25 protein-coding genes are annotated in these 26,820 nt (G+C 73.2%); 11 read left to right on the top strand and 14 right to left on the bottom strand.

The window, feature by feature from the left end; translation table 11 throughout:
- Window positions 1–551 precede the first annotated feature (551 nt).
- A complete protein-coding gene (trpS, locus tag ACIRGB_RS06725; protein WP_403859281.1) occupies window positions 552–1,562 on the top strand; it encodes a tryptophan--tRNA ligase in 1,011 nt (336 codons plus the stop codon).
- A gap of 25 nt (window positions 1,563–1,587) precedes the next feature.
- Here the strand turns inward: trpS and proC are convergent, their stop codons facing one another.
- The 7 genes from proC to ACIRGB_RS06690 form a co-directional block, all read right to left on the bottom strand.
- Window positions 1,588–2,400 carry a pyrroline-5-carboxylate reductase gene (proC, locus tag ACIRGB_RS06720; RefSeq protein ID WP_403859279.1) on the bottom strand — a complete coding sequence of 271 codons (813 nt, stop codon included), beginning with the start codon at window positions 2,398–2,400 and terminating at the stop codon, window positions 1,588–1,590.
- Window positions 2,401–2,515: 115 nt separating this feature from the next.
- Entirely contained in the window at window positions 2,516–3,316 is an 801-nt protein-coding gene (locus tag ACIRGB_RS06715; RefSeq protein WP_403859277.1) for an ABC transporter permease, read from the bottom strand.
- Window positions 3,313–4,143, bottom strand: coding sequence for an ABC transporter ATP-binding protein (locus ACIRGB_RS06710; RefSeq protein WP_403859275.1), 831 nt, complete (start codon window positions 4,141–4,143; stop codon window positions 3,313–3,315). Before ACIRGB_RS06710 ends, ACIRGB_RS06715 begins: the two co-directional genes overlap by 4 nt.
- Before the next feature lie 32 nt (window positions 4,144–4,175).
- Complete coding sequence (locus tag ACIRGB_RS06705; RefSeq protein WP_403859273.1) at window positions 4,176–4,985, bottom strand: class I SAM-dependent methyltransferase; 810 nt, start codon at window positions 4,983–4,985, stop codon at window positions 4,176–4,178.
- A 79-nt stretch (window positions 4,986–5,064) separates the two neighbouring features.
- Window positions 5,065–5,568 carry an EamA/RhaT family transporter gene (locus ACIRGB_RS06700; protein WP_403859271.1) on the bottom strand — a complete coding sequence of 168 codons (504 nt, stop codon included), beginning with the start codon at window positions 5,566–5,568 and terminating at the stop codon, window positions 5,065–5,067.
- Between the two features lie 41 nt (window positions 5,569–5,609).
- Complete coding sequence (locus ACIRGB_RS06695; protein ID WP_403859269.1) at window positions 5,610–6,287, bottom strand: DUF4232 domain-containing protein; 678 nt, start codon at window positions 6,285–6,287, stop codon at window positions 5,610–5,612.
- A gap of 150 nt (window positions 6,288–6,437) precedes the next feature.
- Entirely contained in the window at window positions 6,438–6,767 is a 330-nt protein-coding gene (locus ACIRGB_RS06690) for an SH3 domain-containing protein (RefSeq protein WP_403859267.1), read from the bottom strand.
- A gap of 182 nt (window positions 6,768–6,949) precedes the next feature.
- On the opposite strand from ACIRGB_RS06690, the gene ACIRGB_RS06685 reads away from it, so the two are divergent.
- The gene (locus ACIRGB_RS06685) at window positions 6,950–9,091 is read left to right on the top strand and encodes a PQQ-binding-like beta-propeller repeat protein (RefSeq protein WP_403859265.1); all 2,142 of its coding nucleotides are present in this window, start codon (window positions 6,950–6,952) and stop codon (window positions 9,089–9,091) included.
- A gap of 51 nt (window positions 9,092–9,142) precedes the next feature.
- Here the strand turns inward: ACIRGB_RS06685 and ilvD are convergent, their stop codons facing one another.
- The 4 genes from ilvD to ACIRGB_RS06665 all read right to left on the bottom strand — a co-directional run bounded on the left by ilvD (window position 9,143) and on the right by ACIRGB_RS06665 (window position 13,676).
- A complete protein-coding gene (ilvD, locus tag ACIRGB_RS06680; RefSeq protein WP_403859264.1) occupies window positions 9,143–10,996 on the bottom strand; it encodes a dihydroxy-acid dehydratase in 1,854 nt (617 codons plus the stop codon).
- A gap of 121 nt (window positions 10,997–11,117) precedes the next feature.
- Window positions 11,118–11,732, bottom strand: coding sequence for a TetR family transcriptional regulator (locus tag ACIRGB_RS06675; RefSeq protein ID WP_403859262.1), 615 nt, complete (start codon window positions 11,730–11,732; stop codon window positions 11,118–11,120).
- Window positions 11,729–12,586, bottom strand: a complete 858-nt coding sequence (locus ACIRGB_RS06670) for a sugar phosphate isomerase/epimerase family protein (protein WP_403859260.1) — start codon at window positions 12,584–12,586, stop codon at window positions 11,729–11,731. The genes ACIRGB_RS06675 and ACIRGB_RS06670 overlap by 4 nt, the downstream gene beginning before the upstream one ends.
- A 157-nt stretch (window positions 12,587–12,743) precedes the next feature.
- A complete protein-coding gene (locus ACIRGB_RS06665; RefSeq protein ID WP_403859258.1) occupies window positions 12,744–13,676 on the bottom strand; it encodes a Ppx/GppA family phosphatase in 933 nt (310 codons plus the stop codon).
- Window positions 13,677–13,819: 143 nt separating this feature from the next.
- Here ACIRGB_RS06665 and ACIRGB_RS06660 point away from each other — a divergent pair, with 143 nt between their 5' ends.
- Window positions 13,820–14,644, top strand: coding sequence for a hypothetical protein (locus ACIRGB_RS06660; RefSeq protein ID WP_403859256.1), 825 nt, complete (start codon window positions 13,820–13,822; stop codon window positions 14,642–14,644).
- A 63-nt stretch (window positions 14,645–14,707) separates the two neighbouring features.
- Here ACIRGB_RS06660 and ACIRGB_RS06655 read toward each other — a convergent pair whose 3' ends face one another.
- Window positions 14,708–16,483 carry a hypothetical protein gene (locus ACIRGB_RS06655; RefSeq protein WP_403859254.1) on the bottom strand — a complete coding sequence of 592 codons (1,776 nt, stop codon included), beginning with the start codon at window positions 16,481–16,483 and terminating at the stop codon, window positions 14,708–14,710.
- A gap of 482 nt (window positions 16,484–16,965) precedes the next feature.
- Here ACIRGB_RS06655 and radA point away from each other — a divergent pair, with 482 nt between their 5' ends.
- A complete protein-coding gene (radA, locus tag ACIRGB_RS06650; RefSeq protein WP_403859252.1) occupies window positions 16,966–18,375 on the top strand; it encodes a DNA repair protein RadA in 1,410 nt (469 codons plus the stop codon).
- Window positions 18,376–18,456: 81 nt separating this feature from the next.
- On the top strand, window positions 18,457–19,581 hold the full coding sequence (disA, locus tag ACIRGB_RS06645) for a DNA integrity scanning diadenylate cyclase DisA (RefSeq protein WP_030184212.1): 1,125 nt from the start codon (window positions 18,457–18,459) through the stop codon (window positions 19,579–19,581).
- 46 nt (window positions 19,582–19,627) lie between these two features.
- Here the strand turns inward: disA and ACIRGB_RS06640 are convergent, their stop codons facing one another.
- Window positions 19,628–20,470, bottom strand: coding sequence for a hypothetical protein (locus tag ACIRGB_RS06640; protein ID WP_403859250.1), 843 nt, complete (start codon window positions 20,468–20,470; stop codon window positions 19,628–19,630).
- A 153-nt stretch (window positions 20,471–20,623) separates the two neighbouring features.
- Between ACIRGB_RS06640 and ACIRGB_RS06635 the strand changes: the two genes are divergently transcribed.
- From ACIRGB_RS06635 to cseC, 5 genes are all read left to right on the top strand, one after another.
- Entirely contained in the window at window positions 20,624–21,550 is a 927-nt protein-coding gene (locus ACIRGB_RS06635) for an A/G-specific adenine glycosylase (RefSeq protein ID WP_403859248.1), read from the top strand.
- A gap of 274 nt (window positions 21,551–21,824) precedes the next feature.
- Window positions 21,825–22,358: a SigE family RNA polymerase sigma factor gene (locus ACIRGB_RS06630; RefSeq protein ID WP_003975479.1), complete on the top strand. Its 534-nt coding sequence runs from the start codon at window positions 21,825–21,827 to the stop codon at window positions 22,356–22,358.
- Window positions 22,346–23,023 carry a hypothetical protein gene (locus ACIRGB_RS06625; RefSeq protein ID WP_403859246.1) on the top strand — a complete coding sequence of 226 codons (678 nt, stop codon included), beginning with the start codon at window positions 22,346–22,348 and terminating at the stop codon, window positions 23,021–23,023. Before ACIRGB_RS06630 ends, ACIRGB_RS06625 begins: the two co-directional genes overlap by 13 nt.
- Before the next feature lie 127 nt (window positions 23,024–23,150).
- Window positions 23,151–23,855 (top strand): two-component system response regulator CseB, encoded by a 705-nt coding sequence (gene cseB / locus ACIRGB_RS06620; protein WP_403859244.1) that lies wholly within the window; start codon window positions 23,151–23,153, stop codon window positions 23,853–23,855.
- 16 nt (window positions 23,856–23,871) lie between these two features.
- Window positions 23,872–25,392: a two-component system sensor histidine kinase CseC gene (gene cseC / locus ACIRGB_RS06615; protein WP_403859242.1), complete on the top strand. Its 1,521-nt coding sequence runs from the start codon at window positions 23,872–23,874 to the stop codon at window positions 25,390–25,392.
- Window positions 25,393–25,411: 19 nt separating this feature from the next.
- Here cseC and ACIRGB_RS06610 read toward each other — a convergent pair whose 3' ends face one another.
- Window positions 25,412–26,245: a phosphotransferase family protein gene (locus ACIRGB_RS06610; RefSeq protein ID WP_403859337.1), complete on the bottom strand. Its 834-nt coding sequence runs from the start codon at window positions 26,243–26,245 to the stop codon at window positions 25,412–25,414.
- Between the two features lie 111 nt (window positions 26,246–26,356).
- Here ACIRGB_RS06610 and ACIRGB_RS06605 point away from each other — a divergent pair, with 111 nt between their 5' ends.
- Window positions 26,357–26,809 carry a hypothetical protein gene (locus ACIRGB_RS06605; protein WP_403859240.1) on the top strand — a complete coding sequence of 151 codons (453 nt, stop codon included), beginning with the start codon at window positions 26,357–26,359 and terminating at the stop codon, window positions 26,807–26,809.
- The last annotated feature ends 11 nt before the right edge of the window (window positions 26,810–26,820 follow it).

Below are 26,820 nucleotides of genomic sequence, written 5' to 3'. Positions count from 1 at the left end.
TGCTTTCCAGGTTCCCGCTTTCGCGTTTCCCTTTCCGGCGGTTCCGACTCTATCAGATCCTTTCGGCCCTGATTCCCCGTCAGAGGGGGTTGTCTCCGCGGCCCTTGGGCCGTTTCAACGAGGTGAGACTCTAGCGGACTCCCGGCTCCCGAGCTAATCGGGGGGCCGCGTTCTTTCGAACATGGATTCCTCATTCCGTTAATACGCGCACCGCCAGGACGACGACGCCGACAACGCGACTGTTCGTCGAAGAGTGGTGGGTACCTGCGGAATCGCTGTCCGGGGACCGACCGGGGTCGGCGCTCACGTCGGACAACTCGGAGAACACTAGGAGTGCGGCACGGTCGTGTCAAATCCCGGGCGGAGCGGGCCGCGCAGGCGTACGGTGGGGCTCGTGACGACGCGTACGTGTACCCAGCTCTGGCGGGCCGCCTGACGGCGGCCGCACACACGTATGCACTCGACGGCCGCCGCTTCGGCGGCCGTTCTCGTATCTCCCTCCAGGAGGGGCGGCCGGCCGGTGGCGGCGGCCCTGACCAGGAGGTGGAGAGATGACACGGGTCTTCAGTGGGGTCAAGCCGACCGGGCACCTGACGCTGGGGAACTATCTGGGAGCCATGCGGCAGTGGGCCGCGGTGGACCAGCACCGGTCGGACGCGCTGTTCTGCGTCGTCGACCTGCACGCGCTGACCGTGGACCACGATCCGGCGCGGGTGCGCAGACTCAGCCGGCAGGCGGCGTCGCTGCTGCTGGCGGCGGGGCTCGATCCCGAGCTGTGCACGGTGTTCGTGCAGAGTCACGTGGACGAGCACGCGCGGCTGTCGTACGTACTGGAGTGTGTGGCGACCGACGGCGAGATGCGGCGGATGATCCAGTACAAGGAGAAGGCCGCGCGGGAGCGGGAGCGCGGTGGAAGTGTGCGGCTGTCGCTGCTGACGTACCCCGTGCTGATGGCGGCCGACATCCTGGCGTACGGGACGGACGAGGTGCCGGTCGGGGACGACCAGACCCAGCATGTGGAGCTGGCCCGTGATCTCGCGGTGCGGTTCAACCAGCGGTACGGGCACACGTTCGTGGTGCCGCGGGTGACCAGCCCGGCGGTGGCGGCCCGGGTGATGAATCTGCAGGAGCCCGCTTCGAAGATGGGCAAGAGCGACGACGTCGGGCCGGGGATCATCTATCTGCTGGACGAGCCGGACGTGGTGCGGAAGAAGGTCATGCGGGCCGTGACCGACAGCGGGCGGGACGTCGTGTACGACCGGGAGGAGCGGCCAGGACCGGCGAACCTGCTGGAGATTCTCGCCGCCTGCACGGGTGGGGACCCCGCGGAGCTGGCGGGCGGGTACGACTCGTACGGCGCGCTGAAGAAGGACACCGCGGAGGCGGTCGTCGAGGTGCTGAGGCCCCTGCGGGAGCGGCATCAGGAGCTGTGCGCCGACCCCGGGTACGTCGAGGGTGTGCTCCGGGAGGGGGCCGAGAAGGCGCGGGCGGCGGCGCGGCCGACGGTGGACGCCGCTTACCGGGCGATCGGGCTGCTGCCCCCGGTGAACGCGGCCCGGTAGGCACCCGGGCCGGTTCGTTCGGTCGTCAGTCCTTGGTGCCGGAGGCCAGCTCGCGGCTGCGGTCGCGGGCGGCCTCCAGGGCGGCGATGAGGGCGGCGCGGACGCCGTGGTTCTCCAGTTCGCGGATGGCGTTGATGGTGGTGCCGGCGGGGGACGTGACGTTCTCGCGCAGCTTGACCGGGTGTTCGCCGCTGTCGCGGAGCATCTTCGCGGCGCCGATCGCGGACTGGACGATCAGGTCGTGGGCCTTGTCGCGGGGCAGGCCGAGGAGGATGCCGGCGTCGGTCATGGCCTCGACCAGGTAGAAGAAGTACGCCGGTCCCGAGCCGGAGAGGGCGGTGCAGGCGTCCTGCTGGGACTCGGGGACGCGGAGGGTCTTGCCGACGGCGCCGAAGATCTCCTCGGTGTGGGTCAGGTGGGCCTCGGTCGCGTGGGTGCCGGCCGAGATCACGGACATGGCCTCGTCCACGAGGGCCGGGGTGTTCGTCATGACGCGGACGACCGGGGTGCCGGGGGCGAGGCGTTCCTCGAAGAAGGCGGTGGGGATGCCCGCCGCGCCGCTGATGACCAGGCGGTCGGCCGGGACGTGCGGGGCGAGTTCGTCGAGGAGGGTGCCCATGTCCTGGGGCTTGACCGTGAGGATCAGGGTGTCGGCGGTCTTGGCGGCCTCGGCGTTGGTGACCGGGGTGACTCCGTGGCGGGCGCGGAGTTCTTCGGCCCGCTCCCGGCGGCGGGCGGTGACCAGGAGGTCGGCGGGGTCCCAGCCGGCTCCGATCATGCCGCTGAGGAGGGCTTCGCCGATCTTGCCGGTGCCGAGGACTGCGACTTTCTGGGTCATGGGTTCGGTGCCCTTCCGGGTGTGCGCGTCGTCCGGGGTCATCCTCGCATCGCGGGTGGGGGTGGGGCGTTCCGCGTCCAGTCCGCGGGACTTTCGGCCTGGACGGGCGGGGTGGTCATGCCGTTCGGCGTTTCAGCGTTGCCGCTCCCAGGGTCAGGACCAGCAGGGCGCAGCCCGCGACGATCAGGGCGTCGCGTACGAAGGCGGTGGTCATGTCGGTGTGGCGCAGGACCTCGTTCATGCCGTCCACCGCGTAGGACATGGGCAGGACGTCGGAGACGGCCTCCAGGGCCGGGTGCATGTTGTCGCGCGGGGTGAAGAGGCCGCAGAGGAGGAGTTGGGGGAAGATCACCGCCGGCATGAACTGGACCGCCTGGAATTCGGAGGCCGCGAAGGCCGAGACGAAGAGGCCGAGGGCGGTGCCCAGGAGGGCGTCGAGCAGGGCGACCAGGAGGAGGAGCCAGGGGCTGCCCGTCACGTCCAGGCCCAGGAACCAGACCGCCAGGCCGGTGGCGAGGGCCGACTGGACGATGGCGAGGACGCCGAAGGCGAGGGCGTAGCCGGCGATGAGGTCGCCCTTGCCGAGCGGCAGGGCGAGGAGGCGTTCGAGGGTGCCGGAGGTGCGCTCGCGCAGCGTCGCGATGGACGTGACCAGGAACATCGTGATCAGCGGGAAGATGCCGAGGAGCGAGGCGCCGATGTTGTCGAAGGTGCGCGGGCTGCCGTCGAAGACGTAGCGCAGCAGGAAGAGCATCACGCAGGGGATCAGCATCAGGAGCGCGATGGTGCGGGGGTCGTGGCTCAGCTGGCGCAGGACCCGGGTCGCGGTGGCCGTGGTGCGGGAGAGGCTCAGGGGGCGGGTGGGCGCCGGGGTGAGGGTGGGCGCAGCGGTCGTGGGGGCGGTGGGCGTGGTCATCGGGTGGTCTCCTTCGTGCGGGCCGCCGCCTCGGCCTTCGCCTCGTCGACCAGGTGGAGGAAGGCCTCCTCGACCGTCTCGGAGCCGGTACGGGCGCGCAGGGCGTCGGGGGTGTCGTCGGCGAGGACTTCGCCCTCGCGCATCAGGAGCAGTCGGTGGCAGCGCTCGGCCTCGTCCATGACGTGGGAGGAGACGAGGAGGGTGGCGCCGCGGTCGGCGGCGAGGGAGTGGAAGAGGGTCCACAGGTCGCGGCGGAGTACCGGGTCGAGGCCGACCGTGGGTTCGTCGAGGACCAGGAGTTCGGGGGCGCCGAGGAGGGCCACGGCGAGGGAGACGCGGCTGCGCTGGCCGCCGGAGAGGTTCCCGGCCAGGGCGTCGGCGCGGGTGGTGAGGTCGACGTCGGCGATGACCCGGGTGACGTCCTCGCGGCGGCGGTCGGCGGCCGCCCGGCCGGGGTCGAGGATCTCGGCGAAGTAGTCCAGGTTCTGGCGGACGGTCAGGTCGTCGAAGACGGACGGGGCCTGGGTGACGTAGCCGATGCGGGTGCGCAGGGCCGGGTGGCCGGCCGGGCGGCCGAGGACGTCCAGGGTGCCGGTGACCTTGGACTGGGTGCCGACGATCGACCGCATCAGGGTCGACTTGCCGCAGCCGGAGGGGCCGAGGAGGCCGGTGATGCGGCCGCGCGGGACGGTGAAGCCGAGGCCCCGCAGGACGGTGCGGGTGCCGCGGGCGACGGTGAGGTCCTGGGCGTGGACGGCCGGTGGGGCGGGGGTGTCGCCGTGGCCGTCGGGGGGTCGGGAGGAGTACTCCGGCGAGTAATTCATCATGTGATGAATACTCCTCCCGGGCGCCCGTGGCGTCAAGCCGTCGCGAGGAGGAGGTGGACGACGTACGCCTCCTCGACGCGTCCGGTCGGGAAGACGGCCAGCAGGTGGCGGCGCTCCTCGGCGAAGAAGGCGGCGGCGCGTTCCTCGGTGTCGGTCAGGAAGACCGAGTGGCTGGCGAGGTTGGCCAGGTGGGTGTCGAGCGGGACGCGGCGGCTCCAGCGGATCTCGCGGTGCACGAAGTCGAGCGTGCCGGTGGGGTCGGCGAAGCGGGCGTCGAAGTCGCGTTTCTCGGCGGAGAGGTTCAGGTGCGCGAAGTGCCGGTCGACGCGTCGCGCCGACTCCGCGATCCACGGCACGTCGTGGGCGTCGGTGTTCCACCACAGCGCCAGCGCGCCGCCCGGACGCAGCACGCGCAGCGCCTCCGGGACGGCCAGGGCGGGGTCGGTCCAGTGCCACGCCTGGGCGTAGGTGAGCAGGTCGGCGCTGTGGGCGGCGAGGGGCAGGGCGTTGCCGTTGCCGCGGACCACGGGCACGCCGGGGAGGGTGCGACGGAACTCGGTGGCCATGCCGGCGCCCGGTTCCACGGCGATCACGTCGGCGCCGCGCTCGTGCAGGCGGGCGGTGGCGAGGCCGGTGCCGGCGCCGACGTCCACGACGCGGGCGCCCTTGAGGGGGCGGCCGGTCAGCTCCTCCAGCGCGTCGAAGAGGGCGGGCGGGTAGGAGGGGCGGTTGGCGGCGTACTGGGCGGCGGCGGCGTTGAAGGAGTGGGCGCGGGCGCGGTGGTGGGCCCGCCCGGGGGTGGTCGCGGCGGCCGGGTCGTCCGGGGTCAGCGGTGTCGTCATACGGCCATGGTGGCCGGGCCGGCGCGGACGGGGTGGGGGTTCTGGGGGGCGCCGTGGGCGGGGCGGGTTCCCTCCCGGGTTACTTCCGGGGGCGCTTCCTCGACGGGTTGCCCGAGCGGCGGGTGGTGCGCTTCGCGTACTCCTCGCGCGCCCTCGCGTACTCCTCGCGGTGCAGCTTCTCGCCCGGCGCCTCGGTGAAGGTGCGGAAGAAGTAGGCGAGGAGGGAGCCGACGAAGCCGATGGCGAGCAGGCCGCGCAGGGCGGCCTGGCGGTCGGGGTCGGGGCGGCCGGTGAAGCCGGACCAGGTGTGGCGGAAGGCCAGGGCGCTGCAGATCGCGAACATCACGATCATCAGCAGCGAGACGAAGCTGCCGATGTCGGCGATCTGGAGGCCCTGGTAGGCGACGCGGAGCACGAAGCAGGCGGCGGCCGCCGCGGCGAGGGAGCCGACGGCGAGAGCCACCCGGCGGGCGGTGTAGCCGTGGTCGTGGTCCACCCAGGTGGTGCCGTAGAACCGGAGGGGTTCGGGGCGGGGGCCCGCCTGGGTGTCCGGGGTGCCGTTGGTGCCGTTCGCTGCGCTCACGGGTCGATTATGGCGCGCGCCTTGCGGGGCGTGCCGCGCGGTCAGCCGCCCTGGCCGGCGCTGCCGAGCGGGCCGACCCGCACCGGGGTGCCGGAGCCGTCCGTGACGGGCAGCGAGGCGCCGCCCGGCCAGTCGAGGGTGACCGACTTGGTCTCGTTCGGCGGAGTCACCACCAGCCCGGTGACGCGGACGCCGGAGCCGCCCGAGTCGTTGATCGGGTAGGTGATGCCGAAGGTCACCGTGTCGCCGTCCGCGAGGACGACCGTGGGGGCCTGCTCGCCGGTGCGCTTCGCGGACAGGGTTCCCGCGTTCGTCTTCAGGTCGACGCCCGCGTAGCCGGTGAGCGTGCAGTCCCGGCCGCCGCCGTTCTTCAGGTCCACCGCGACGGTGCCCTCGGTGTCGCCGCCGACCGTGGCGTCCATCGCGGTGATCTCCAGCTCGTCGGTGCGGCAGCCGGCGGCCTTGCCGTCCTCGGCGGCCCCCGCGGACCCGCCCGTTCCCTTGCTGCCGCCGGTCCCGTTGGGGGACTTGCCCGCGGAGTCCGTCCCGCCCTGCTGGTCCGAGCCCGCCGATCCCGAGCCGCCGTTCGACGAGGACGCGGTGGAGGCGGCCGAAGGGGCCGCGCTCCGGTCCGAGCCGCCGTCATCGTTCTGGCAGGCCGTGAGCGAGAGACCGGCGGCGAGGGCCATGGCGGCGAGGGTCAGCTTGCGAACGCGCATCGTTGTCTACCTCAGAGTCGGTTGGCGTGCCGGGCCGCCCGTACCGTGCGGTCCGAGCGGGCGCTTCCGTCTGCCAAGAGCCACTCGGCCCGGCACGCCGTTCCTCCCGGCACCCTCCTCGTACGTCCCTGGGACAGCCCCGTTACAAGGTCAGCAGCGCGGGGCGACGTAGCCGTCGCTGCCGGTGCGGACGTACGCGTCGGAGACGTACTGGCCGCTGCCGATGTTGTCCCAGATGTTCGAGGTGCCGTAGGGGCCGGAGACCCACTCCCCCGTGCGCTGGCAGTTGATCGTGACCCTGGCGCCCTCGGGCAGGACCCGCACCACGGAGTAGTGGGTGCCCGGGCCGCTGCGGACGTTCACGCGGTAGCCCGGCGCGACCGGGTAGGAGAGCAGGGCCGCCGCCGCGACCACTCCCTCGGCCCGCCCCGCTGCTCCCTCTTCGCCGCCGCCGATGTTCTGGACCTGGTCGACCGACATGGATGACTCCCCCCGTTGAGCCCCACGACGTTCGTGGGGCACCGTTGATACCCGAAGAACAAGCCATGAAACACCAGTTCGCACCTCGCACACGACAGTCGGCAGGCCGCCTCTGTCCCGTGGGCCCCATCGACTAGGCTCCGAGCATCGCTCGCGCGAACGAACAGCACGGGGGTGGTTCCATGGCGCCGCAGCGGGATGCCGGAGCGGACGCGGAAGCGGAACTTCCGGAGTACGCCGGCCACTACCGGCTGGAGTCCCGCCTCGGCTCGGGCGGCATGGGCGTCGTGCACCTGGCCCGCAGCACCTCCGGGATGCGCGTCGCGGTCAAGGTCGTGCACGCGACGTATGCCAGGGACCCCGAGTTCAGGGGGCGTTTCCGGCAGGAGGTGGCCGCGGCCCGGCGGGTGAGCGGGGCCTTCACGGCACCGGTCGTGGACGCCGACCCGGAGGCCGGGCGGCCCTGGATGGCCACGCTGTTCATCCCCGGTCCCACGCTCTCGGAGCACGTGAAGCGGAACGGGCCGATGGACGAGCCCCAGCTGCGCCGGCTGATGGCCGGGCTCGCCGAGGCGCTGCGCGACATCCACCGGGTCGGCGTGGTGCACCGCGATCTGAAACCGAGCAACGTCCTGCTCGCCGAGGACGGTCCGAAGGTCATCGACTTCGGCATCTCCCGGCCGAAGGACAGCGAACTGCGCACCGAGACCGGGAAGCTGATCGGTACGCCGCCGTACATGGCGCCCGAGCAGTTCCGGCGGCCCCGGGAGGTGGGCCCCGCGGCGGACGTCTTCACCCTCGGCTCGCTGATGGTGCACGCGGCGACCGGGCGGGGGCCCTTCGACTCCGACAGCCCGTACGTGGTCGCCTACCAGGTGGTGCACGACGAGCCCGATCTGACCGGCGTACCGGACTCGCTCGCGCCGCTGGTGCTGCGGTGTCTGGCCAAGGAGCCCGAGGACCGGCCGACGCCGGACGAGTTGATGCGGGAGCTGCGGTCGGTCGCGGCGGCCTTCGACACGCAGGTGTTCATACCGGCACCGCGGGCGGAGCGGACCGAGACCCCGCGGGAGGCCGGTGCGGAACCCGCCCCGCCGGCTCCCGCCGAGCCGTCCGGGCCGGCCGGGCGGTCCGGGCGGATCGTACGGCGGCTGGGGAAGCGGTCGGCGCTGGTCGCCGGGGCGGTGGGGCTCGCCGTGGCCGGGAGCCTCGTGGCGGTGCAGGCGTTCGGCGGTGCCGAGCCCGCCCGCACGCCCACCGCGCAGAGTGCGCCGGGCGGGTTCGGGGCGTGGGAGGCGGGGCCCGGGGCGAAGGGCGGCGGGATGCCGCAGTGCTCGTACGCGGCCCGGCGGCTGCTGTGCGCGCGGCCCGGTCTGGTCTTCGCCCTCGACCCGGCCGACGGCAGCACGCTGTGGCGGCACCCCGTCGCGGAGACCGTGCGGGACGAACCGCCGGTCGTGTCGGGCGGGCTCGTGCAGCCCGAGGTCGGCCTGCTGGGCCCGCTGGAGGCGCTCGACCCCGCGACGGGGAAGCCCGCGTGGCAGGAGGACATGCCCGCGTACGACGGGCTGCGGACCGTCGGCGACATGCTGCTGCTCACCCGCGCCGACGGGATGGTCACCGGCGTCGACAGCGCCTCGGGGCGGACGAAGTGGGCGCACCGGGTCCCCGGGCAGGCGGTGCCGTACTTCACCTCGTTCGCCGGGGAGCGGCGGCCGGCGGCGTACGCGGCGAGCCCGAGCGCCGACGGGCAGCACACCCGGGTCACCGCGGTGGACCCGGCGAGCGGGGACGTGCGCTGGGACGCGGAGCTGGCGGGGGAGCTGAAGCCGGTGGGGGCCGCCGCGGACGGTTCCGTGTTCCTCGTCGTCGAGGGGGCGGCCTACGGCGACGTCTCGACCGTGGTCCGCTACACGCCCGCCACCGGGGCGACCCGGCGGGTGACGCTGCCGATCCCGGTCGAGGCGGCGCAGGCCGGGGTGCACGGGGACACCCTGTACCTCATGGGCGCGGGCGGCTCGCTGGTGGCCGTCGACATGGCGGCGGGGAAGCAGGCGTGGCGGCTGGAGACGGGCGTGAGCCGGGGCTCGTCGCCGGTCTCCGACGGGCGGCACGTGTACGTCACCGCGCCCGACGGGCGGCTCCTCGGCGTCGACGCGCGCCGGGGCAGGCTCCTCGGGCAGACCCGGCCCCGGCTCGGCCCCGACTCGGACAAGGTGCCCGCCTCACTACCGGTGCCGCTGCTCGCGGGCGGGTACGTGTACGCCGGGGCGCCGGACGGGACGGTGTTCGGGGTGCCGGGGCGGGACCCGGGGGCCTGGTAGGCCGTACCGGGTCCCCTGCCGGGGTCCTCGGGGTGGTCCCTCGGGGCGGGGTCAGCCCAGCTTGCTGACGTCGCGGACCGCGCCCTTGTCCGCGCTGGTGGCCATCGCGGCGTACGCCTTCAGGGCCGCGGAGACCTTGCGGTCGCGGTTCTTCGGGGCGTACACGCCGTTGAGGGCCTGCGCGCGGCGGGTCAGCTCGGCGTCGTCCACGAGCAGCTCGATGGAGCGGTTCGGGATGTCGATGCGGATGCGGTCGCCGTCCTCGACCAGGGCGATGGTGCCGCCGGCGGCGGCCTCCGGGGAGGCGTGGCCGATGGACAGGCCCGAGGTGCCGCCGGAGAACCGGCCGTCGGTGACCAGGGCGCAGGCCTTTCCGAGGCCGCGGCCCTTGAGGTACGAGGTCGGGTAGAGCATCTCCTGCATGCCGGGGCCGCCCTTGGGGCCCTCGTAGCGGATGACGACGACGTCGCCCTCCTTGACCTGCTGGGTGAGGATCTTCTGGACGGCCTCCTCCTGCGACTCGCAGACGACCGCCGGGCCCTCGAAGGTCCAGATGGACTCGTCGACGCCGGCGGTCTTCACCACGCAGCCGTCGACGGCGAGGTTGCCGCGCAGGACCGCGAGGCCGCCGTCCTTGGAGTAGGCGTGCTCCACGGAGCGGATGCAGCCGTTCTCGGCGTCGTCGTCCAGGGAGTCCCAGCGCTCGGACTGGGAGAACGCCTCGGCGGAGCGGACGCAGCCGGGGGCCGCGTGCCACAGCTCGACGGCCTCCTGGGAGGGCGAGCCGCCGCGGATGTCCCAGGTCTTGAGCCAGTCGGCCAGGGACGGGCTGTGGACGGAGTGCACGTCCTCGTTGAGCAGGCCGCCGCGGTGCAGTTCGCCGAGGAGGGCCGGGATGCCGCCCGCGCGGTGCACGTCCTCCATGTAGTACGTGCGGTCCTTGGCGACGTTCGGCGCGACCTTGGCCAGGCACGGGACGCGGCGCGAGAGGGCGTCCATCTCGGTGAGGCCGTAGGGGACCTCCGCCTCCTGGGCGGCGGCCAGCAGGTGCAGGATCGTGTTGGTGGAGCCGCCCATCGCGATGTCGAGCGCCATGGCGTTCTCGAAGGCCGCGGGGGTGGCGATGTTGCGGGGCAGGACCGAGTCGTCGTCCTGCTCGTAGTAGCGGCGGGTCAGGTCGAGGACCGTGCGGGCCGCGTTCTCGTAGAGCGCCTTGCGGGCGGTGTGGGTGGCCAGGACCGAGCCGTTGCCGGGCAGGGAGAGGCCGATCGCCTCGGTCAGGCAGTTCATCGAGTTGGCGGTGAACATGCCGGAACAGGAGCCGCAGGTCGGGCAGGCGTTCTCCTCGATGCGGAGGATGTCCGCGTCGGAGATCTTCTCGTTGACCGCCTCCGACATCGCGTCGACCAGGTCGAGGGTGCGGACCGTGCCGTCGACCAGGGTGGCGCGGCCGGACTCCATCGGGCCGCCGGAGACGAAGACCGTCGGGATGTTCAGGCGGAGCGCCGCGTTGAGCATGCCCGGGGTGATCTTGTCGCAGTTGGAGATGCAGATCAGGGCGTCGGCGCAGTGGGCCTCGACCATGTACTCCACGCTGTCCGCGATCAGGTCGCGGGAGGGCAGGCTGTAGAGCATGCCGCCGTGGCCCATGGCGATGCCGTCGTCCACGGCGATCGTGTTGAACTCGCGCGGGATGCCGCCGGCCGCGACGACCGCCTCGCTGACGATCCGGCCGACCGGCGCCAGGTGCGTGTGGCCCGGCACGAACTCCGTGAAGCTGTTGGCGACGGCGATGATCGGCTTACGCCCGATGTCCGCGCCGGGTACACCGGAGGCACGCATAAGGGCGCGGGCGCCCGCCATGTTGCGGCCGTGGGTGACAGTGCGGGACCTCAGTTCGGGCATCGTCGCTCGCTCCTTCGGAGAGTTATGACTGCCGTCGAGCGTACGCCGGTCATCCAGGGGTCGGGACGGGGTGTCCGGAATGCGGGACGTTCGTCTCGCCGTACGTGGTGGGCGGGTGCCCTCAGGGGCCGGTGAGGTGGCCCTGGACGACCGGGGCCAGGCGGGCGACGATCTGCTCCGGGTCCGCGGAGGCCAGCGGCTCCACCTTGATCACGTAGCGGAGCATCGCGCAGCCCACCAGTTGCGCCGCGGCCAGTTCGACGCGCAGTTCCGCGTCCGGCAGGCCCACCTGGGCGGCGACCCGGCTCAGCACCTGGGCGGCGATCAGGCGGCGGAAGACGGCGGCGGCGGTCTCGTTGTTCACGGCGGAGCGGACGATGGCCAGCAGGGGCGTCCGGCTGGCCGGGTTCTCCCAGAGGCCGAGGATGAAGCGGGTGAGCCGCTCGCCCACCTCGTCGAGGGGGGCGTCGCCGATCGCGTCGGGGGCCCGCAAGGCCGGTGCGAAGGCGACCTCGATGGCCGCCTCGAAGACCTGCTCCTTGGTGCCGAAGTAGTGGTGCACCAGCGCCGGGTCCACGCCCGCGGCCTTGGCGATGCCGCGCACGGAGGTCTTCTCGTAGCCGCGCTCGGAGAACTCCTCGCGGGCGGTGACGAGGATGCGGTCGCGGGTGTCCCCGGACTCCGTACGGGGCGGGCGGCCGCGGCGCCGGGTGGTCCCGTCGGCGTCGCCGCTCACCGGCGGTCCGTCCACGTCCCCGGGCCGCCCGGCACCGGGGACGCGGTCTGCGCCAGGTGCCGGCGGGTGAAGGCGAGCGCCTCGGCGAGATCGGCCTCGCGTTCGGCGCCGGACATCGCGCGCCTGGTGTTGACCTCGATGACGACGTGGCCGTCGAAGCCGGTGCGCGCGAGGTGCTCCAGCACTTCGGCGCAGGGCTGGTTGCCGCGGCCCGGGACGAGGTGCTCGTCCTTGGCGGAGCCCTTGCCGTCGGCCAGGTGGACGTGGCCGAGGCGGTCGCTCATGCGGTCGATCATGTCGAGGGCGTCGGTGCGGGAGGTGGCGGCGTGGCTGAGGTCGATCGTGAAGTGCCGGTAGTCGTGCTTCGTCACGTCCCAGTCGGGGGCGTACGCCTGCATCTCGCGGTCGCGGTAGCGCCAGGGGTACATGTTCTCCACGGCGAAGCGGACGTCCGTCTCGTCGGCCATCCGCCAGATGCCGTCGACGAAGTCCCGCGCGTACTGGCGCTGCCAGCGGAACGGGGGGTGCACGACGACGGTGGACGCGCCGAGCCTCTCGGCGGCGGCGCGGGCGCGCTGGAGCTTGACCCAGGGGTCGGTGGACCAGACGCGCTGGGTGATGAGCAGGCACGGTGCGTGCACGGCGAGTATCGGCATGCGGTGGTAGTCGCTGAGCCTGCGCAGCGCCTCGATGTCCTGGCTGACCGGGTCCGTCCAGACCATCACCTCCACGCCGTCGTAGCCGAGGCGCGCGGCGATCTCGAAGGCCGTCGCCGTCGACTCCGGGTAGACGGAAGCCGTCGACAGGGCGACCTTCGTGTCCGGGGTGCGGACGTCGTCCCTTGGTTTTGCCACGGGGGTCAGGGTACGGGGTGCCGGCCGGCGGCCGCGGGGTGCCCAATCGCCGTTGTGGTTATTGCCATAGGGGGCGGGTGCGGGTGCGCTGTGGCTTGTCGCGCCCGCGCGGCGGAGCCGCACATCGATACAGCCCCGCGCCCCTTTCAGGGGCGCGTCATCCCTGGCCCATGTGGTCCAGGCGCCGCAGGATCACGCCCTCTCTGAGGGCCCAGGGGCAGATTTCCAGGTTCTCCACGCGGAAGAGGTCCATCGCGGCCTCGGCCACCAGGGCGCCGGCCACCAGCTGGTGCGCCCTGCCCTCGGAGACGCCGGGGAGTTCGGCGCGCTCTGCGCTGGTCATGGCGGCCAGGCGGGGCACCCAGGCCTCCAGCGAGGCGCGCTTCAGCTCGCGCTGGACGTAGAGGCCCTCGGCGGAGCGGGCGGCGCCGGTGATGCGGGCCAGCTGCCGGAAGGTCTTCGAGGTGGCGACCACGTGGTCGGGGGCGCCCAGGCGGCTGAAGTCGCCGACGGTCCGGGCGATCTCCGTACGGACGTGGCGGCGCAGCGCCCTGACGTCGTCCGGGTGGGGCGGGTCGTCGGGCAGCCGGGCCGCGGTCAGCCGGCCCGCGCCGAGCGGCAGCGACACGGCGGCGTCGGGCTCCTCGTCGATGCCGTACGCGATCTCCAGGGAGCCGCCGCCGATGTCGAGGACCAGCAGTTTGCCCGCGGACCAGCCGAACCAGCGGCGGGCGGCGAGGAAGGTGAGCCGGGCCTCCTCGGCGCCGGTGAGGACGGTCAGCTCGACGCCGGTCTCGGCGCGCACGCGCGCGAGGACGTCGTCGGCGTTGGTCGCCTCGCGCACGGCCGAGGTGGCGAACGGCAGGAGGTCCTCCACGCCCTTGTCCTCGGCGGCCCCGAGGGCGTCATGGACGACGGCGACCAACCGGTCGACGCCGTCGGGGCCGATCGCGCCGTGCTCGTCGAGGAGCTGGGCGAGGCGCAGGTCCGCCTTGTGCGAGTGGGCGGGGAGCGGACGGGCGCCGGGGTGCGCGTCCACCACCAGCAGATGCACCGTGTTCGAACCCACGTCGAGGACACCGAGTCTCATGTACGGAACGCTACTGCCAGCGGCGGTCGCGGTGGGCCGTCCTTGGTTCGTCCTTGGGTCGTCCCTGGTTCCCCGTCCCTGGTTCCCCGTCCTTGGTTCGTCCTTGGCGGCGTGCTCGCGCTCGGGCGACTTACCCTGGAGCCGTGCCAAAGACGAAAAAGGCGAAGGACGAAAAGTCGGCCAAGAAGGACAAAAAGCGCGTACCGGTCGAAGGAGCGGGCGACGAGAAGGGGCTCGACTTCGCGCGCGCGTGGGTGGAGTTTCCCGATCCGGCGGACGACGAGCAGGTCTTCCGGTGCGATCTGACCTGGCTGACCTCCCGCTGGAACTGCATCTTCGGCAGCGGCTGCCAGGGCATCCAGGCGGGCCGCGCGGACGACGGGTGCTGCTCGCTGGGCGCGCACTTCTCCGACGAGGACGACGAGAAGCGGGTCGCCGGGCACGTGGCGAGGCTCACGCCGGACATCTGGCAGCACCACGCCGAGGGCACGCGGAACGGCTGGACCTCCGAGGACGACGAGGGCTCCCGGCAGACCCGGCCCTTCCAGGGCTCGTGCATCTTCCAGAACCGGCCGGGGTTCTCCGGGGGTGCGGGCTGCTCGCTGCACATCCTGGCGCTGAAGGAGGGGCGGGAGCCGCTGGAGACGAAGCCGGACGTGTGCTGGCAGCTGCCGGTCCGGCGGACGTTCGAGTGGATCGACCGGCCCGACGACACGCGCGTGCTCCAGGTGTCGATCGGTGAGTACGACCGGCGGGGGTGGGGGCCGGGCGGGCACGACCTGCACTGGTGGTGCACCTCGGCGACCTCGGCGCACGGTGCGGGGGACCCGGTGTACGTGTCCTACCGGCCGGAGCTGATCGAGCTGATGGGCAAGGCGGGGTACGACCGGCTGGTCGAGCTGTGCGAGGAGCGGCTGGCCTCGCAACTGCCGTTGCTGGCGCCGCATCCGGCGGACCCCGGTCGCTGAGACGGGACTGGGGCCGGGGCCGGGGCCGGGACCCGGGCGCCCCTAGCCCCAGCGCCTAGTCCCCTAGGAGCCGGGCGGGCTCGCGGTATCGCTGTCGGTGTTGCCCGGTGGTGGTGACGAGCCGCCCGTGCCGCCGGTCGGGGACGGTTCGTTCGTCGTCGGGTCCGGGTCGGGCGGCGTCGGCGACGGGTCGTCGGGGGGCGTCGGGTCCGGATCGGGGGGCTGCGAGGTGGACGGGTCCGGGTTCGGGCCCGGGTGGGAGGGGGACGTGGTGTCGTCCGGTGTGCTGGGGCGCGGGCGGGGGCGGGACGGGGTGGGGGCGGGGCCGTAGCCCTTGATGGTCACGACGGCTCCGGCGGGCGACACGGCCACCCGTGCGCTCCAGTGGCCGGACGGTTCGCGCAGGTGGTCGACGTACACCCGGACCGTCACGGTCTCGCCGGGGCGCAGGGTGCCGGAGGACTGGCTCAGGTAGAGCCAGGCGGCGCCGACGGACGCGGACCAGCGGACCGGGGCGTCGCCGGTTGCGGTCAGGGTGACCAGCGTGGTGTCGCCGTCGTGGCCGGCCGTCACCCTGAGGTGGCCGGCGCCCTTCCCGGCGGCGCCGGAGACGCCGACGACCTCCACCGAGACGTCGGCCTCGCCGTTCTTGCCGAAGCCGGTGCCCGGGGTGGTGCTCGCGTTGCCGGCGTTCTCGTACCCGTTGCCGCCGCCCGCCGACCCGCCCGCCGGGCCGTCCGGGTTCTGCGCCTCGCTGGCGCTGGTCGAGCGGCCTTCCTCGCCCTCGACGACGGGGGTGCCGCGGTAGGCCGCCCACAGGGCGAGCACGGGGGCCGCCACGACGGTGGCGACGACGGTGGTGGTGACGGCGCGGGCGCGCAGGCGGTCCCGCCGGGCGGCGCGGTCCTTGGGGTCCATCGGGAAGCCGCGCCGGTCGAAGCGGGGGGCGGCGCTCCGCGCGCGCGGGGTGTGGGCCGGGGCGGCGTGCAGTGCGGTGCGGGGGGCCTCCAGGACGGGCAGCTCGGCGGGGGTGACGCTGGTGCCGGGCCAGCGGCCGGGGACCGCGCGCTCGGCGGTCCGGCGGCAGCGCGGGCAGTCGTCGACGTGCCGGACCAGCTCGCGGCGCAGGGCGCTGCTCAGGACGTAGCGGTTGTCGCCGGTGAGGCGGGCGACCGCGGGGCAGGTGCCGGTCTCCACGACGGCCAGGGCGGCGCGGGTGCGTTCCACCTCGCAGGCGGCCGAGGCGAGCAGTTCGCGGGTGGCGGCGAGGTCCATGCCGAGGACGGCGGCGACCTCGTGCGGGGCGAGGTGGTGGCGTACGGCCAGTTCCAGGGCCTCACGCTGCTCGGGGGTGGTGCCGGCGGCCTCCGGCCAGGCCAGGAGGGCGAGTTCGCTGCGGTGGCGCTGGTAGGCCTCGTCGTGGGTGGGGGTGGTGGGAGGTGCGGACGGGGTGGGGCGGCCTGCCGCGTGGCTGCTCGGACGTTTCTGCTTGGCCTCGGCCAGCTTGCGGAGGCAGGACCAGCGGGCCAGGGCGTAGAGCCAGGCCCTGCGGTCGCCCGCGGTGTGGGGGGCGCGGTGGCCGCGGCGCTCGGCCAGCGCGAGGACGTCGCCCAAGGCGGTGGTCGCGGCGTCGTGGTCGCAGAGCACGGACAGGCAGTACGTGAACAGGCCGTCCAGATACGCGTCGTACGCGGCGTAGCGCGCGGGGGGACGCTGCGCGGGCGGCTGCGGCTGTGACTGCGACTGCACCAGCGCCCTCGCCGCGGCGCGGTCACGCGCTTCCCGGTGCGCCCGGTGTGCGCCGGTCGTGCGGGTCGTGGTTTCCGGACTGCTCCTCATCACTCGGCGACCGTAGGGGGCTATGGGTGGCGCGAACTGGCGCGTTGGGCACTTTTAACCCGTACGGGTGAAACGATCCCTCATAAGGGGACAGGAAGCTGTTCCTCCGGGGCTGGGGTGGGGTGGGGGTCGCCCTTTCGGGGTGCCTGCGGCGCCTGTGCGGCTTCGGCGGGGGTGCGCGGTGCGCGGTGCGTCCGGTGGGTGGGTCGGGGCCGCGCCGGGGGGTGTCCGTCCTCGGAACGGCGCGGAATCGGTCGGCCACAGAACTCACCGGCGCGGACGCGCCAACCGCTGCGGGCGGACACCCCCCGACACGACCCCTTCTCGCCGTACCTACCCAGCTGCGGGCAGTCGTGCCGCTGGGGAGGCACGGGCCGGCGCAGCGGCACCCCGCTACGCCGGGCTGCGCTCCCCATCCCCGCGCCGGGTGCCGGGAACGGACCGCTCAGTGCGTTGTCAGTGGGGGCGGTTACGGTTCGTGCATGGCTGCCCGTACGAAGTCCGCCAAGGAACGGCCGTCCTACCGCTGCACCGAGTGCGGCTGGCAGACGGCCAAGTGGCTCGGCCGCTGCCCCGAATGCCAGGCGTGGGGCACCGTCGAGGAGTACGGCGCGCCCGCCGTGCGTACGACCAGCCCGGGGCGCGTGACCACGTCCGCGGTGCCGATCGGGGAGGTCGACGGGCGGCAGGCGACCGCCCGCTCCACCGGGGTGCCCGAGCTGGACCGGGTGCTCGGGGGCGGGCTGGTGCCCGGAGCCGTGGTGCTGGTCGCCGGTGAGCCGGGCGTCGGGAAGTCCACGCTGCTGCTGGACGTCGCGGCCAAGTCGGCGAGCGACGAGCACCGGACGCTGTATGTCACCGGTGAGGAGTCGGCCAGCCAGGTGCGGCTGCGGGCCGACCGGATCCACGCCATCGACGACCATCTGTATCTCGCCGCCGAGACGGACCTCGCGGCGGTGCTCGGGCATCTGGACGCCGTCAAGCCGTCGCTGCTCATCCTGGACTCCGTGCAGACCGTGGCCTCGCCCGAGATCGACGGCGCCCCGGGCGGCATGGCGCAGGTGCGGGAGGTGGCGGGCGCGCTGATCCGCGCCTCCAAGGAGCGCGGCATGTCCACGCTGCTCGTGGGCCACGTCACCAAGGACGGGGCCATCGCGGGGCCGCGGCTGCTGGAGCACCTCGTGGACGTCGTGCTGCATTTCGAGGGCGACCGGCATGCGCGGCTGAGGCTGGTGCGCGGGGTCAAGAACCGGTACGGGACGACGGACGAGGTCGGCTGCTTCGAGCTTCATGACGAAGGGATCACGGGGCTCGCCGATCCCAGCGGGCTGTTTCTCACGCGGCGGGCCGAGCCGGTGCCCGGTACGTGTCTGACCGTCACCCTGGAGGGGCGTCGGCCGCTGGTCGCCGAGGTGCAGGCGCTGACCGTGGACTCGCAGATTCCGTCGCCGCGGCGTACGACCTCGGGGCTCGAGACCTCGCGGGTGTCGATGATGCTGGCCGTGCTGGAGCAGCGGGGGCGCATCAGTGCGCTGGGGAAGAGAGATATCTACAGTGCGACGGTGGGGGGCGTGAAGCTCTCCGAGCCGGCCGCGGACCTCGCCATCGCGCTGGCCCTGGCCAGTGCGGCCAGTGACACTCCGCTGCCCAAGAACCTCGTCGCGATCGGCGAAGTCGGTCTCGCCGGAGAGGTGAGACGGGTCACGGGGGTGCAGCGCAGGCTCTCCGAGGCGCACCGGCTGGGCTTCACGCACGCCCTGGTACCGGCCGATCCGGGCAGGGTCCCTGACGGCATGAAGGTCCTGGAAGTCGCGGACATGGGGGACGCCCTGCGGGTGCTTCCGCGCTCGCGTCGGCGAGAGGCCCCACGGGAGGAGGAGGACCGCCGGTAGACTTTGCCCTGGTCTCGCCCGTCCGTACGACCGAGTGTGCGACACGGGAGCGCCAGAAGAACCTGCGACCGGAGGAGTGCAGTGGCAGCCAACGACCGGGCAGCAGCTCCCGGAAAGTCCGGTGGGAGTGCCGGTGCCGATGGCCTGATGCGCGCCTCTCTGAGCGCCGTGGCGCCCGGCACGCCCCTGCGCGACGGCCTGGAGCGCGTCCTGCGCGGCAACACCGGCGGTCTCATCGTGCTGGGTTCCGACAAGACCGTCGAGCAGATGTGCACGGGCGGTTTCGTGCTGGACGTCGAGTTCACCGCGACCCGGCTGCGTGAGCTGTGCAAGCTCGACGGCGGCATCGTGCTGTCCTCGGACCTGTCGAAGATCCTGCGGGCGGGGGTGCAGCTGCTTCCGGACCCGACCATTCCGACGGAGGAGACCGGCACCCGGCACCGTACGGCGGACCGGGTCAGCAAGCAGGTCGGGTTCCCCGTGGTGTCGGTTTCGCAGTCGATGCGGCTGATCGCGTTGTACGTGGACGGGCAGCGGAGGGTGCTGGAGGATTCGGCGGCGATTCTGTCGCGGGCCAATCAGGCGCTGGCGACCCTGGAGCGGTACAAGCTGCGCCTCGACGAGGTCGCGGGCACGCTGTCGGCGTTGGAGATCGAGGACCTGGTGACGGTGCGGGACGTCTCGGCGGTCGCGCAGCGGCTCGAGATGGTGCGCCGGATCGCCACCGAGATCGCCGAGTACGTGGTGGAGCTGGGGACCGACGGGCGGCTGCTGGCGTTGCAGTTGGACGAGTTGATCGCCGGTGTGGAGCCGGAGCGCGAGCTGGTCGTGCGGGACTATGTGCCCGAGCCGACCGCGAAGCGCTCCCGTACGGTCGACGAGGCGCTCGCCGAGCTGGACAAGCTCAGCCATGCCGAGCTGTTGGAACTGTCGACGGTGGCACGGGCGTTGGGGTACACCGGGTCTCCCGAGACGCTGGACTCCGCGGTGTCGCCGCGCGGGTTCCGGCTGCTGGCCAAGGTGCCGCGGCTGCCGGGCGCGATCATCGACCGGCTGGTGGAGCACTTCGGCGGCCTGCAGAAGCTGCTCGCCGCCAGTGTCGACGACCTCCAGACGGTGGACGGCGTCGGCGAGGCGCGGGCGCGCAGTGTCCGGGAGGGGCTGTCGCGGCTGGCGGAGTCGTCGATCCTGGAGCGTTACGTCTGAGCGTGGCGTCTGACACGCGCGGCGGGTGCCCGGGCCGCGCGTTCTGTCAGTCGTTCTTCAGGACGAAGCTCGTCTGGACCTTCTCGAAGCCGGGTGCCTTGGCCTCGACCAGGTAGGTGCCCGCCTTGGCCGAACCCGCCGGCGGCGTACCGCACTCGGGGGCGCTGGGCTTGCGGTTCCACTTGGTGGTGTAGGTGATGCCGCTGCCCGCGGCGACCCGGTAGCGCAGGCTGCCCGTGCCCTTGACGCAGTCGTCGGAGGCCCAGTAGGCGTCGTCGCCGTCGGCCGGGGTGATCGTGAACACCGCGTGCTTCGGGCCGAGATCGACCTTGCAGTCGCCGCCCGAGGTGTTCCGCGCGGTCAGTTCGAAGGCGGGGGTCTGCCCGGGCGAGTAGCTGTTGCGGACGCTGCGCAGGCTCAACTTCACCGCACCCGGCGTGCAGTTGGGCAGGGCCGAGCCGGCCGGCAGCGTGTCGCCCACGCCGACGCCGGTCACCGCGCCGCCCGCGCCCCCCGCGTCGTCTCCGCCGCCTCCGGCGTTGCCTGATCCGTCGCCGTCCTCGCCCGAACCGCCGCCGGAACCAGAAGCGGAACCGTCTCCTCCGGAACTCGCCCCGGAACCGGAGCCGTTGGAGTCTCCCGACTCGTCGCGGCCGCCCGGTGCCTGGCTGATCGCCGGGCCGGAGCCCGAGGGGCCCGGAGTGATCGACGGTGCCGGGTTCTTGCCGTCGGCCCCGTCGTCCCGGCCCTTGCCGCCATCACCGCCGCCGGAGACCACGATCCACGTGATCAATAGCGCCAACAGGGCGAAAAGGGACAGCAGTACGGCCCTCCGTCGCCAGTAGATGGAGGAGGGAAGCGGCCCGACCGGATTGCGCAGTGATCCCACGGCGCAAACTGTACGAGAGATCGGCGCGTTCCCTTGTCCCACCCGCCGTTTGGGCCCGCAACTTTTACGGATCATCATTCCGGAGACTGTCCGGGACCCACCCGGTGGCGGTGTTCCCGTGCGGAGGTCCTCCCGTGGCAGGATCGGAGGGTCATGACTGCGCCCACGAAGCCTTCGCCAGGCGGACCCTCCGACCCCGCCGCGTCCGGTGTGCCGCTGCACGCCCCCGTCATCGACTGGTTCGACGAGCACGCCCGCGATCTGCCCTGGCGCCGCCCCGAGGCCGGTGCCTGGGGTGTGATGGTCAGCGAGTTCATGCTCCAGCAGACCCCGGTCAGCCGCGTCCTGCCCGTCTACGAGCAGTGGCTGGCCCGCTGGCCGCGCCCCGCCGACCTCGCCGCCGAGGCACCCGGCGAGGCCGTGCGCGCCTGGGGCCGGCTCGGCTACCCGCGCCGCGCGCTGCGTCTGCACGGCGCCGCCGCGGCCATAACGGAACGGCACGGCGGCGACGTACCGTCGGACCACGCCCAGCTGCTGGCGCTGCCCGGCATCGGTGAGTACACGGCCGCGGCGGTCGCCTCCTTCGCCTACGGCCAGCGGCACGCCGTGCTGGACACCAACGTCCGCCGGGTCTTCGCGCGCGCGGTCACCGGCGTGCAGTACCCGCCGAACGCCACCACGGCCGCCGAGCGGAAGCTGGCCCGGGCGCTGCTGCCCGAGGAGGAGGCGAGCGCCGCCCGCTGGGCCGCCGCCTCGATGGAGCTGGGCGCGCTGGTCTGCACGGCGAAGAACGAGTCCTGCCACCGCTGCCCGATCGCGGCCCAGTGTGCCTGGCGGCTGGCCGGCAAGCCCGCCCACGACGGGCCGCCGCGGCGCGGCCAGACGTACGCGGGCACCGACCGGCAGGTGCGCGGGCGGCTGCTCGCGGTGCTGCGGGACGCGGCCGGGCCGGTGTCGCAGGCGGCCCTGGACCAGGTGTGGCAGGAACCGGTCCAGCGCGCCCGCGCCCTGGACGGGCTGGTGGCCGACGGTCTGGTGGAGCCGCTGGCGGACGGGTTGTACCGGCTGCCGCTGAGCTGACCCGCGACGGTTCCCGCGACATCTCCGTGACACCCTCCAAATCGGGCGTATCTCCTGGTATCACCATCAAGTGGTTCGGCGATTTACCCGGTTCCTCCTTCCGTTACACAACCGACGGACAGCCGAGGGTTTGCCGCAGGCTGCTTCGCACAGCGCCGTGACAACGCTTCCCTAACTTCGTTTGCGTGCCCAGAGGGCGCGGCACGACAACGGACCACAGGCAGTGGGCCGGCGGTGACCACCGTCGGAGTACGGGGATCGGAAGGCGGTTGACATGGGCGAGGTGCTCGAGTTCGAGGAGTACGTCCGCACCCGGCAGGACGCGCTGCTGCGCAGCGCCAGGCGCCTGGTCCCCGACCCCGTCGACGCCCAGGACCTGCTCCAGACCGCGCTGGCGCGGACGTACGGGCGCTGGGAGACCATCGAGGACAAGCGGCTCGCGGACGCCTACCTGCGCCGGGTGATGATCAACACCCGGACCGAGTGGTGGCGGGCGCGGAAGCTGGAGGAGGTGCCGACCGAGCAGCTCCCCGAGTCGCCCATGGACGACGCCACCGAGCAGCACGCGGACCGCGCCCTGCTGATGGACGTCCTGAAGGTGCTCGCCCCGAAGCAGCGCAGCGTCGTGGTGCTGCGACACTGGGAGCAGATGTCGACGGAGGAGACCGCCGCCGCCCTCGGTATGTCGGCGGGAACGGTCAAGAGCACGCTGCACCGGGCGCTCGCCCGGCTCCGCGAGGAGCTGGTCGCCCGCGATCTGGACGCACGGGCGCTGGAGCGTGAGGAGCGGGAGCGTTGCGCGGCCTGACCGACGGTCGGACACCCGGGGAGACCGGGAGAACCACGCAGGCGGCGAGTACGGCGGTGGCCGTGTTCGTCGCCCTCGGCGTGTCCCTGTCCGGCTGCGGGACCGGCGGCACCGGCGCCCGGGACGAGGGGCCGGCCCACGCGGACACGGTGGGCGGCGCGGCCTCGTCGTCCCCCGCCCCGGCGGCGAAGGCGTCCCCCTCGAAGGCACCCGACCGGGTCGACGCGTGGCGGCTCGTCAAGGCCGACCCCAAGGTGTCCCCGGAGGTCAAGCGCGAGCTGAAGCCGTGCGTCGCGGACGAGTACCCCGTCGACGTGTCGTACGGGAAGCTGACCGACGGCTCGGCGGACGACGTCGTCGTCAACGTGCTGACGTGCGGTGACGCGGTGGGTATGGGCAGTTACGTGTACCGCGAGGAGGGCGGCTCGTACCAGAATGTGTTCAAGGCGGAGGAGCCTCCGGTCTACGCGGAGATCGACCGCGGCGACCTGGTGGTGACGAAGCAGGTGTACGACAAGGGCGACCCGGTGTCGAGTCCGTCCGGCGAGAACGTGATCACGTACCGCTGGGCGTCGGGCCGGTTCACCGAGGAGTACCGCACCCACAACGACTACAGCAACGCCGCGGGGAACGCGCCCACCCCGGCTCCGGAGCCGGACAGCTGAACCGCTCCGCCGCCGGCCGGCGTGAACCGGTCGGGCCGCTCGCACCGATGACCGAGTGGGGACGCCGCGGGCGCCGCGGCGACCGACCCGTTCGACCGACCACACCCTGAGGACTGAGAGCACCGGGATGGCAGACCAGACCCACGTCCTGTTCGTCGAGGACGACGACGTCATCCGCGAGGCCACCCAGCTCGCCCTGGAGCGGGACGGCTTCGCGGTCACCGCGATGCCCGACGGGCTCTCGGGCCTGGAGTCCTTCCGGGCCGACCGCCCCGACATCGCCCTGCTCGACGTCATGCTCCCCGGCCTGGACGGCGTGAGCCTGTGCCGCCGCATCCGGGACGAGTCCACGGTGCCGGTGATCATGCTGTCGGCGCGGGCGGACTCCATCGACGTGGTGCTCGGCCTGGAGGCCGGCGCCGACGACTACGTCACCAAGCCGTTCGACGGGGCCGTGCTGGTCGCCCGCATCCGGGCGGTGCTGCGGCGCTTCGGGCACGCCGGGGGCGGCGACCGGGCGGAGGGCCCCGGTGCCGGGGACACCGGGGGTGTGCTCACCTTCGGCGACCTGGAGGTGGACACGGACGGCATGGAGGTGCGCCGGGCCGGGCGGCCGGTGGGGCTCACTCCGACCGAGATGCGGCTGCTGCTGGAGTTCTCCTCCGCGCCGGGCACCGTGCTCTCCCGCGACAAGCTGCTGGAACGCGTGTGGGACTACGGCTGGGGCGGGGACACCCGGGTCGTCGACGTGCATGTGCAGCGGCTGCGCACCAAGATCGGCCAGGACCGGATCGAGACGGTCCGCGGCTTCGGCTACAAGTTGAAGGCCTGAGCGGGGACACAGGGATATGCGGGGGTTCTTCAGACAACGCCGGACCGTCTCGCCGCCGGGGCACCCGTACGACCGCACGGGGCCCGGCGAGCACCCCGACTCCCGCGAACACGCGGGACCTGGCGGGCGTACGCGGGTCCTCGGCGCGCGCGGGCTGCGGGCGCGCGGCATCCGCACCGGGCTGCGCTGGAAGCTGAGCGCGGCCATCGCGCTGGTCGGCGCGCTGGTGGCGGTCGCGCTGAGCCTGGTCGTGCACAACGCCGCCCGGGTGTCGATGCTGGACAACGCCCGTGACCTCGCCGACGACCGGGTCCTGATCGCCCAGCGCAACTACGAGCTGTCCGGGCGGCAGAACTTCCCCAACGCCCAGATCGACGACCCCGACCTGCCGCCGGAGCTGCGCCGCAAGGTCGAGGCGGGGCGGCGGGCCACGTACGTCGCCGAGCGGGCGAACGGGGTGCCGGACATCTGGGCGGCCGTACCGCTCAAGGACGGGCACGTGATGTCGCTGCACTCCGGTTTCACCGACCGCAGCGCGGACATCCTCAGCGACCTGGACCAGGCCCTGGTCATCGGTTCCATCGCGGTCGTCCTCGGCGGCAGCGCGCTGGGCGTGCTCATCGGCGGTCAGCTCTCGCGCCGGCTGCGCAAGGCCGCCGCCGCCGCGAACCAGGTGGCCAACGGCGAGGCCGACGTCCGGGTGCGGGAGGCCATCGGCGGCGTCGTGCGGGACGAGACGGACGACGTGGCGCGCGCCGTGGACGCGATGGCGGACGCCTTGCAGCAGCGCATCGAGGCCGAGCGCCGGGTCACCGCGGACATCGCGCACGAGCTGCGCACCCCGGTGACCGGTCTGCTCACGGCCGCCGAGCTGCTGCCGCCGGGCCGGCCGACCGAGCTGGTCCTCGACCGGGCGAAGGCGATGCGCACGCTCGTCGAGGACGTCCTGGAGGTGGCGCGGCTCGACGGGGCGTCGGAGCGGGCCGAGTTGCAGGACATCATGCTGGGCGACTTCGTGACCCGGCGGGTGGCGGCCAAGGACCCGGCGGTCGAGGTGCGGGTGATCCACGAGTCCGAGGTCACCACCGACCCGCGCCGCCTGGAGCGCGTGCTGTTCAACCTGCTGGCCAACGCCGCCCGGCACGGCCGCTCGCCCGTCCAGGTCAGCGTCGAGGGCCGGGTGATCCGGGTCCGCGACCACGGGCCGGGTTTCCCCGAGGACCTGCTGGCCGAGGGACCGAGCCGGTTCCGCACCGGCAGCACGGACCGGGCCGGGCGCGGGCACGGGCTCGGGCTGACCATCGCGGCGGGCCAGGCCCGGGTCCTGGGCGCCCGGCTCACCTTCCGCAACGTGCGCCCGGCCGGGGCCCCCGCGCAGGTACCGGCCGAGGGTGCGGTCGCCGTCCTGTGGCTGCCGGAGCACGCACCGACCAGCACGGGGAGCTACCCGATGCTGCCGGACCGGTCGAGCGGCGGTACGGCGTCCTCCGGGAACACGTCCCGGGAAGCCGCCCAGGGCGCGCCCCGGAAGCGGTGACCCCGGCCCGGCGGAGCGGTCAGATCCGGTCGAGTGCGGTACGGACCCGGTCGAGTCCCTCCGCCCGCCAGTGGGCCCGGTCGGGCATCCGGTCGTCCCGGCGCCAGCGCCAGGCGGAGAACAACGCCCAGTTCAGCGCGCGGCACCGGTGGACCAGGGCGGGATCGGCACCGGGGTAGTGCTCGGCCGCGGCCTCGGGTCCGTGGGCGAGGTCGAACTCGATGGGCCCGCGGCAGCAGGTGGCGAGGTCGATGAAGAGCGGGCCCCTGCGCGTGTTCAGGAGGTTTCCCGGGTGCGGCTCGCCGTGCAGCAGCTGGTCGCGGGTCCGGTCGGCACCGGCCGCGGCACTCAGACCGGCGAGTGTGTCGTGGAGGAACGCCCGGTCGGCGTGGGGCAGCTCGGGTGACCGCTCCGGGTCGTCCACCCCTGCCAGCGCCACGGCCACCCGGTCGGTGAAGTGCGGTGCGTCCACGTCGATCCGGCGCAGGGCGGCGTGGTGACGCAGGAACGCGTCCGCGTAGTCGGCCGGCGTGATCTCCGTCCCCACCGGTTCGTAGTAGGTCCACAGCGAGACGGCGAAGGCGTCCCGCACCTGGACCCGGGGCGCGACGCGGGGGTCCAGCTCCCCCACCGGGGCACCGGCGTCGGCGAGCCTGCGGGCGACCTCCACTTCGAACGCGGCCTCGGCCAGGTGCTCCGAGGGCGCGACCCGGGCCAGGACGTCGCACGGGAGCAGGCGCAGTGCGACGCGGTCCGAGTTGTGGACGACTCGCACGTCGTCGACTTGGAGGCCCAGCTCCGAGGCGGTCGTCCGGGCGGTCTCCACCGCGCGGCGCAGCAGCGAGGGCTCCACACCGTCCCCTTCCGTGGGTTCGATGCTCATGATCCGGGCGCGGGGCCGTCCCGGTCGACTGCCTTTTCGGCTCACCTCTCCGGAGCGGCGACGCCCGTAGCCTGTGGCGCCATGGGCATACGCATCGAGGCAGAGGTCAGTTTCCCGGTCGACGACGAGGTGGAGCGGGTGCTCGGGTTGGCCGAGGCGGTCGGCGAGCCGGTCACGGTCACGTTCGTGTGGGAGGGGGGTCGCCCCCTGCTGCACGGGGTGCTGGTGCCCGCGGCGACGCTGGCGCTCTGGGAGCACTGGGCGCCCACCGTCTACGCGGCGGGTGACCGGCGGGAGGAGCCTGAACTGGCTCACCCCGAGGAGTTCGGCCCGTTCACGCTCTTCCGGCGCCGCGTCAGCGGCCGTACGGCGGTGGCCCGCGACGGCGTGGTGGTCGCGGAACTGCTCCACCCCGCCGAGGCGCACTGGCTGGAGGAGAGGGCCCGCGATGTCCGCCAGGGCTTCATGGACCCGAAGCAGAAGGCCGCGTTCGAGGAGTTCCTCGCCCGGAAGGCGGCACGGGGTGAGCAGTAGCAGGGGGGTGC

Source organism: Streptomyces sp. NPDC102490, from assembly GCF_044765285.1.
In the GTDB taxonomy this organism is placed as follows: Bacteria; Actinomycetota; Actinomycetes; order Streptomycetales; family Streptomycetaceae; genus Streptomyces.
The sequence above is the reverse complement of the archived record's forward strand: the minus strand, read 5'-3'. Positions and strand labels throughout refer to the sequence as shown.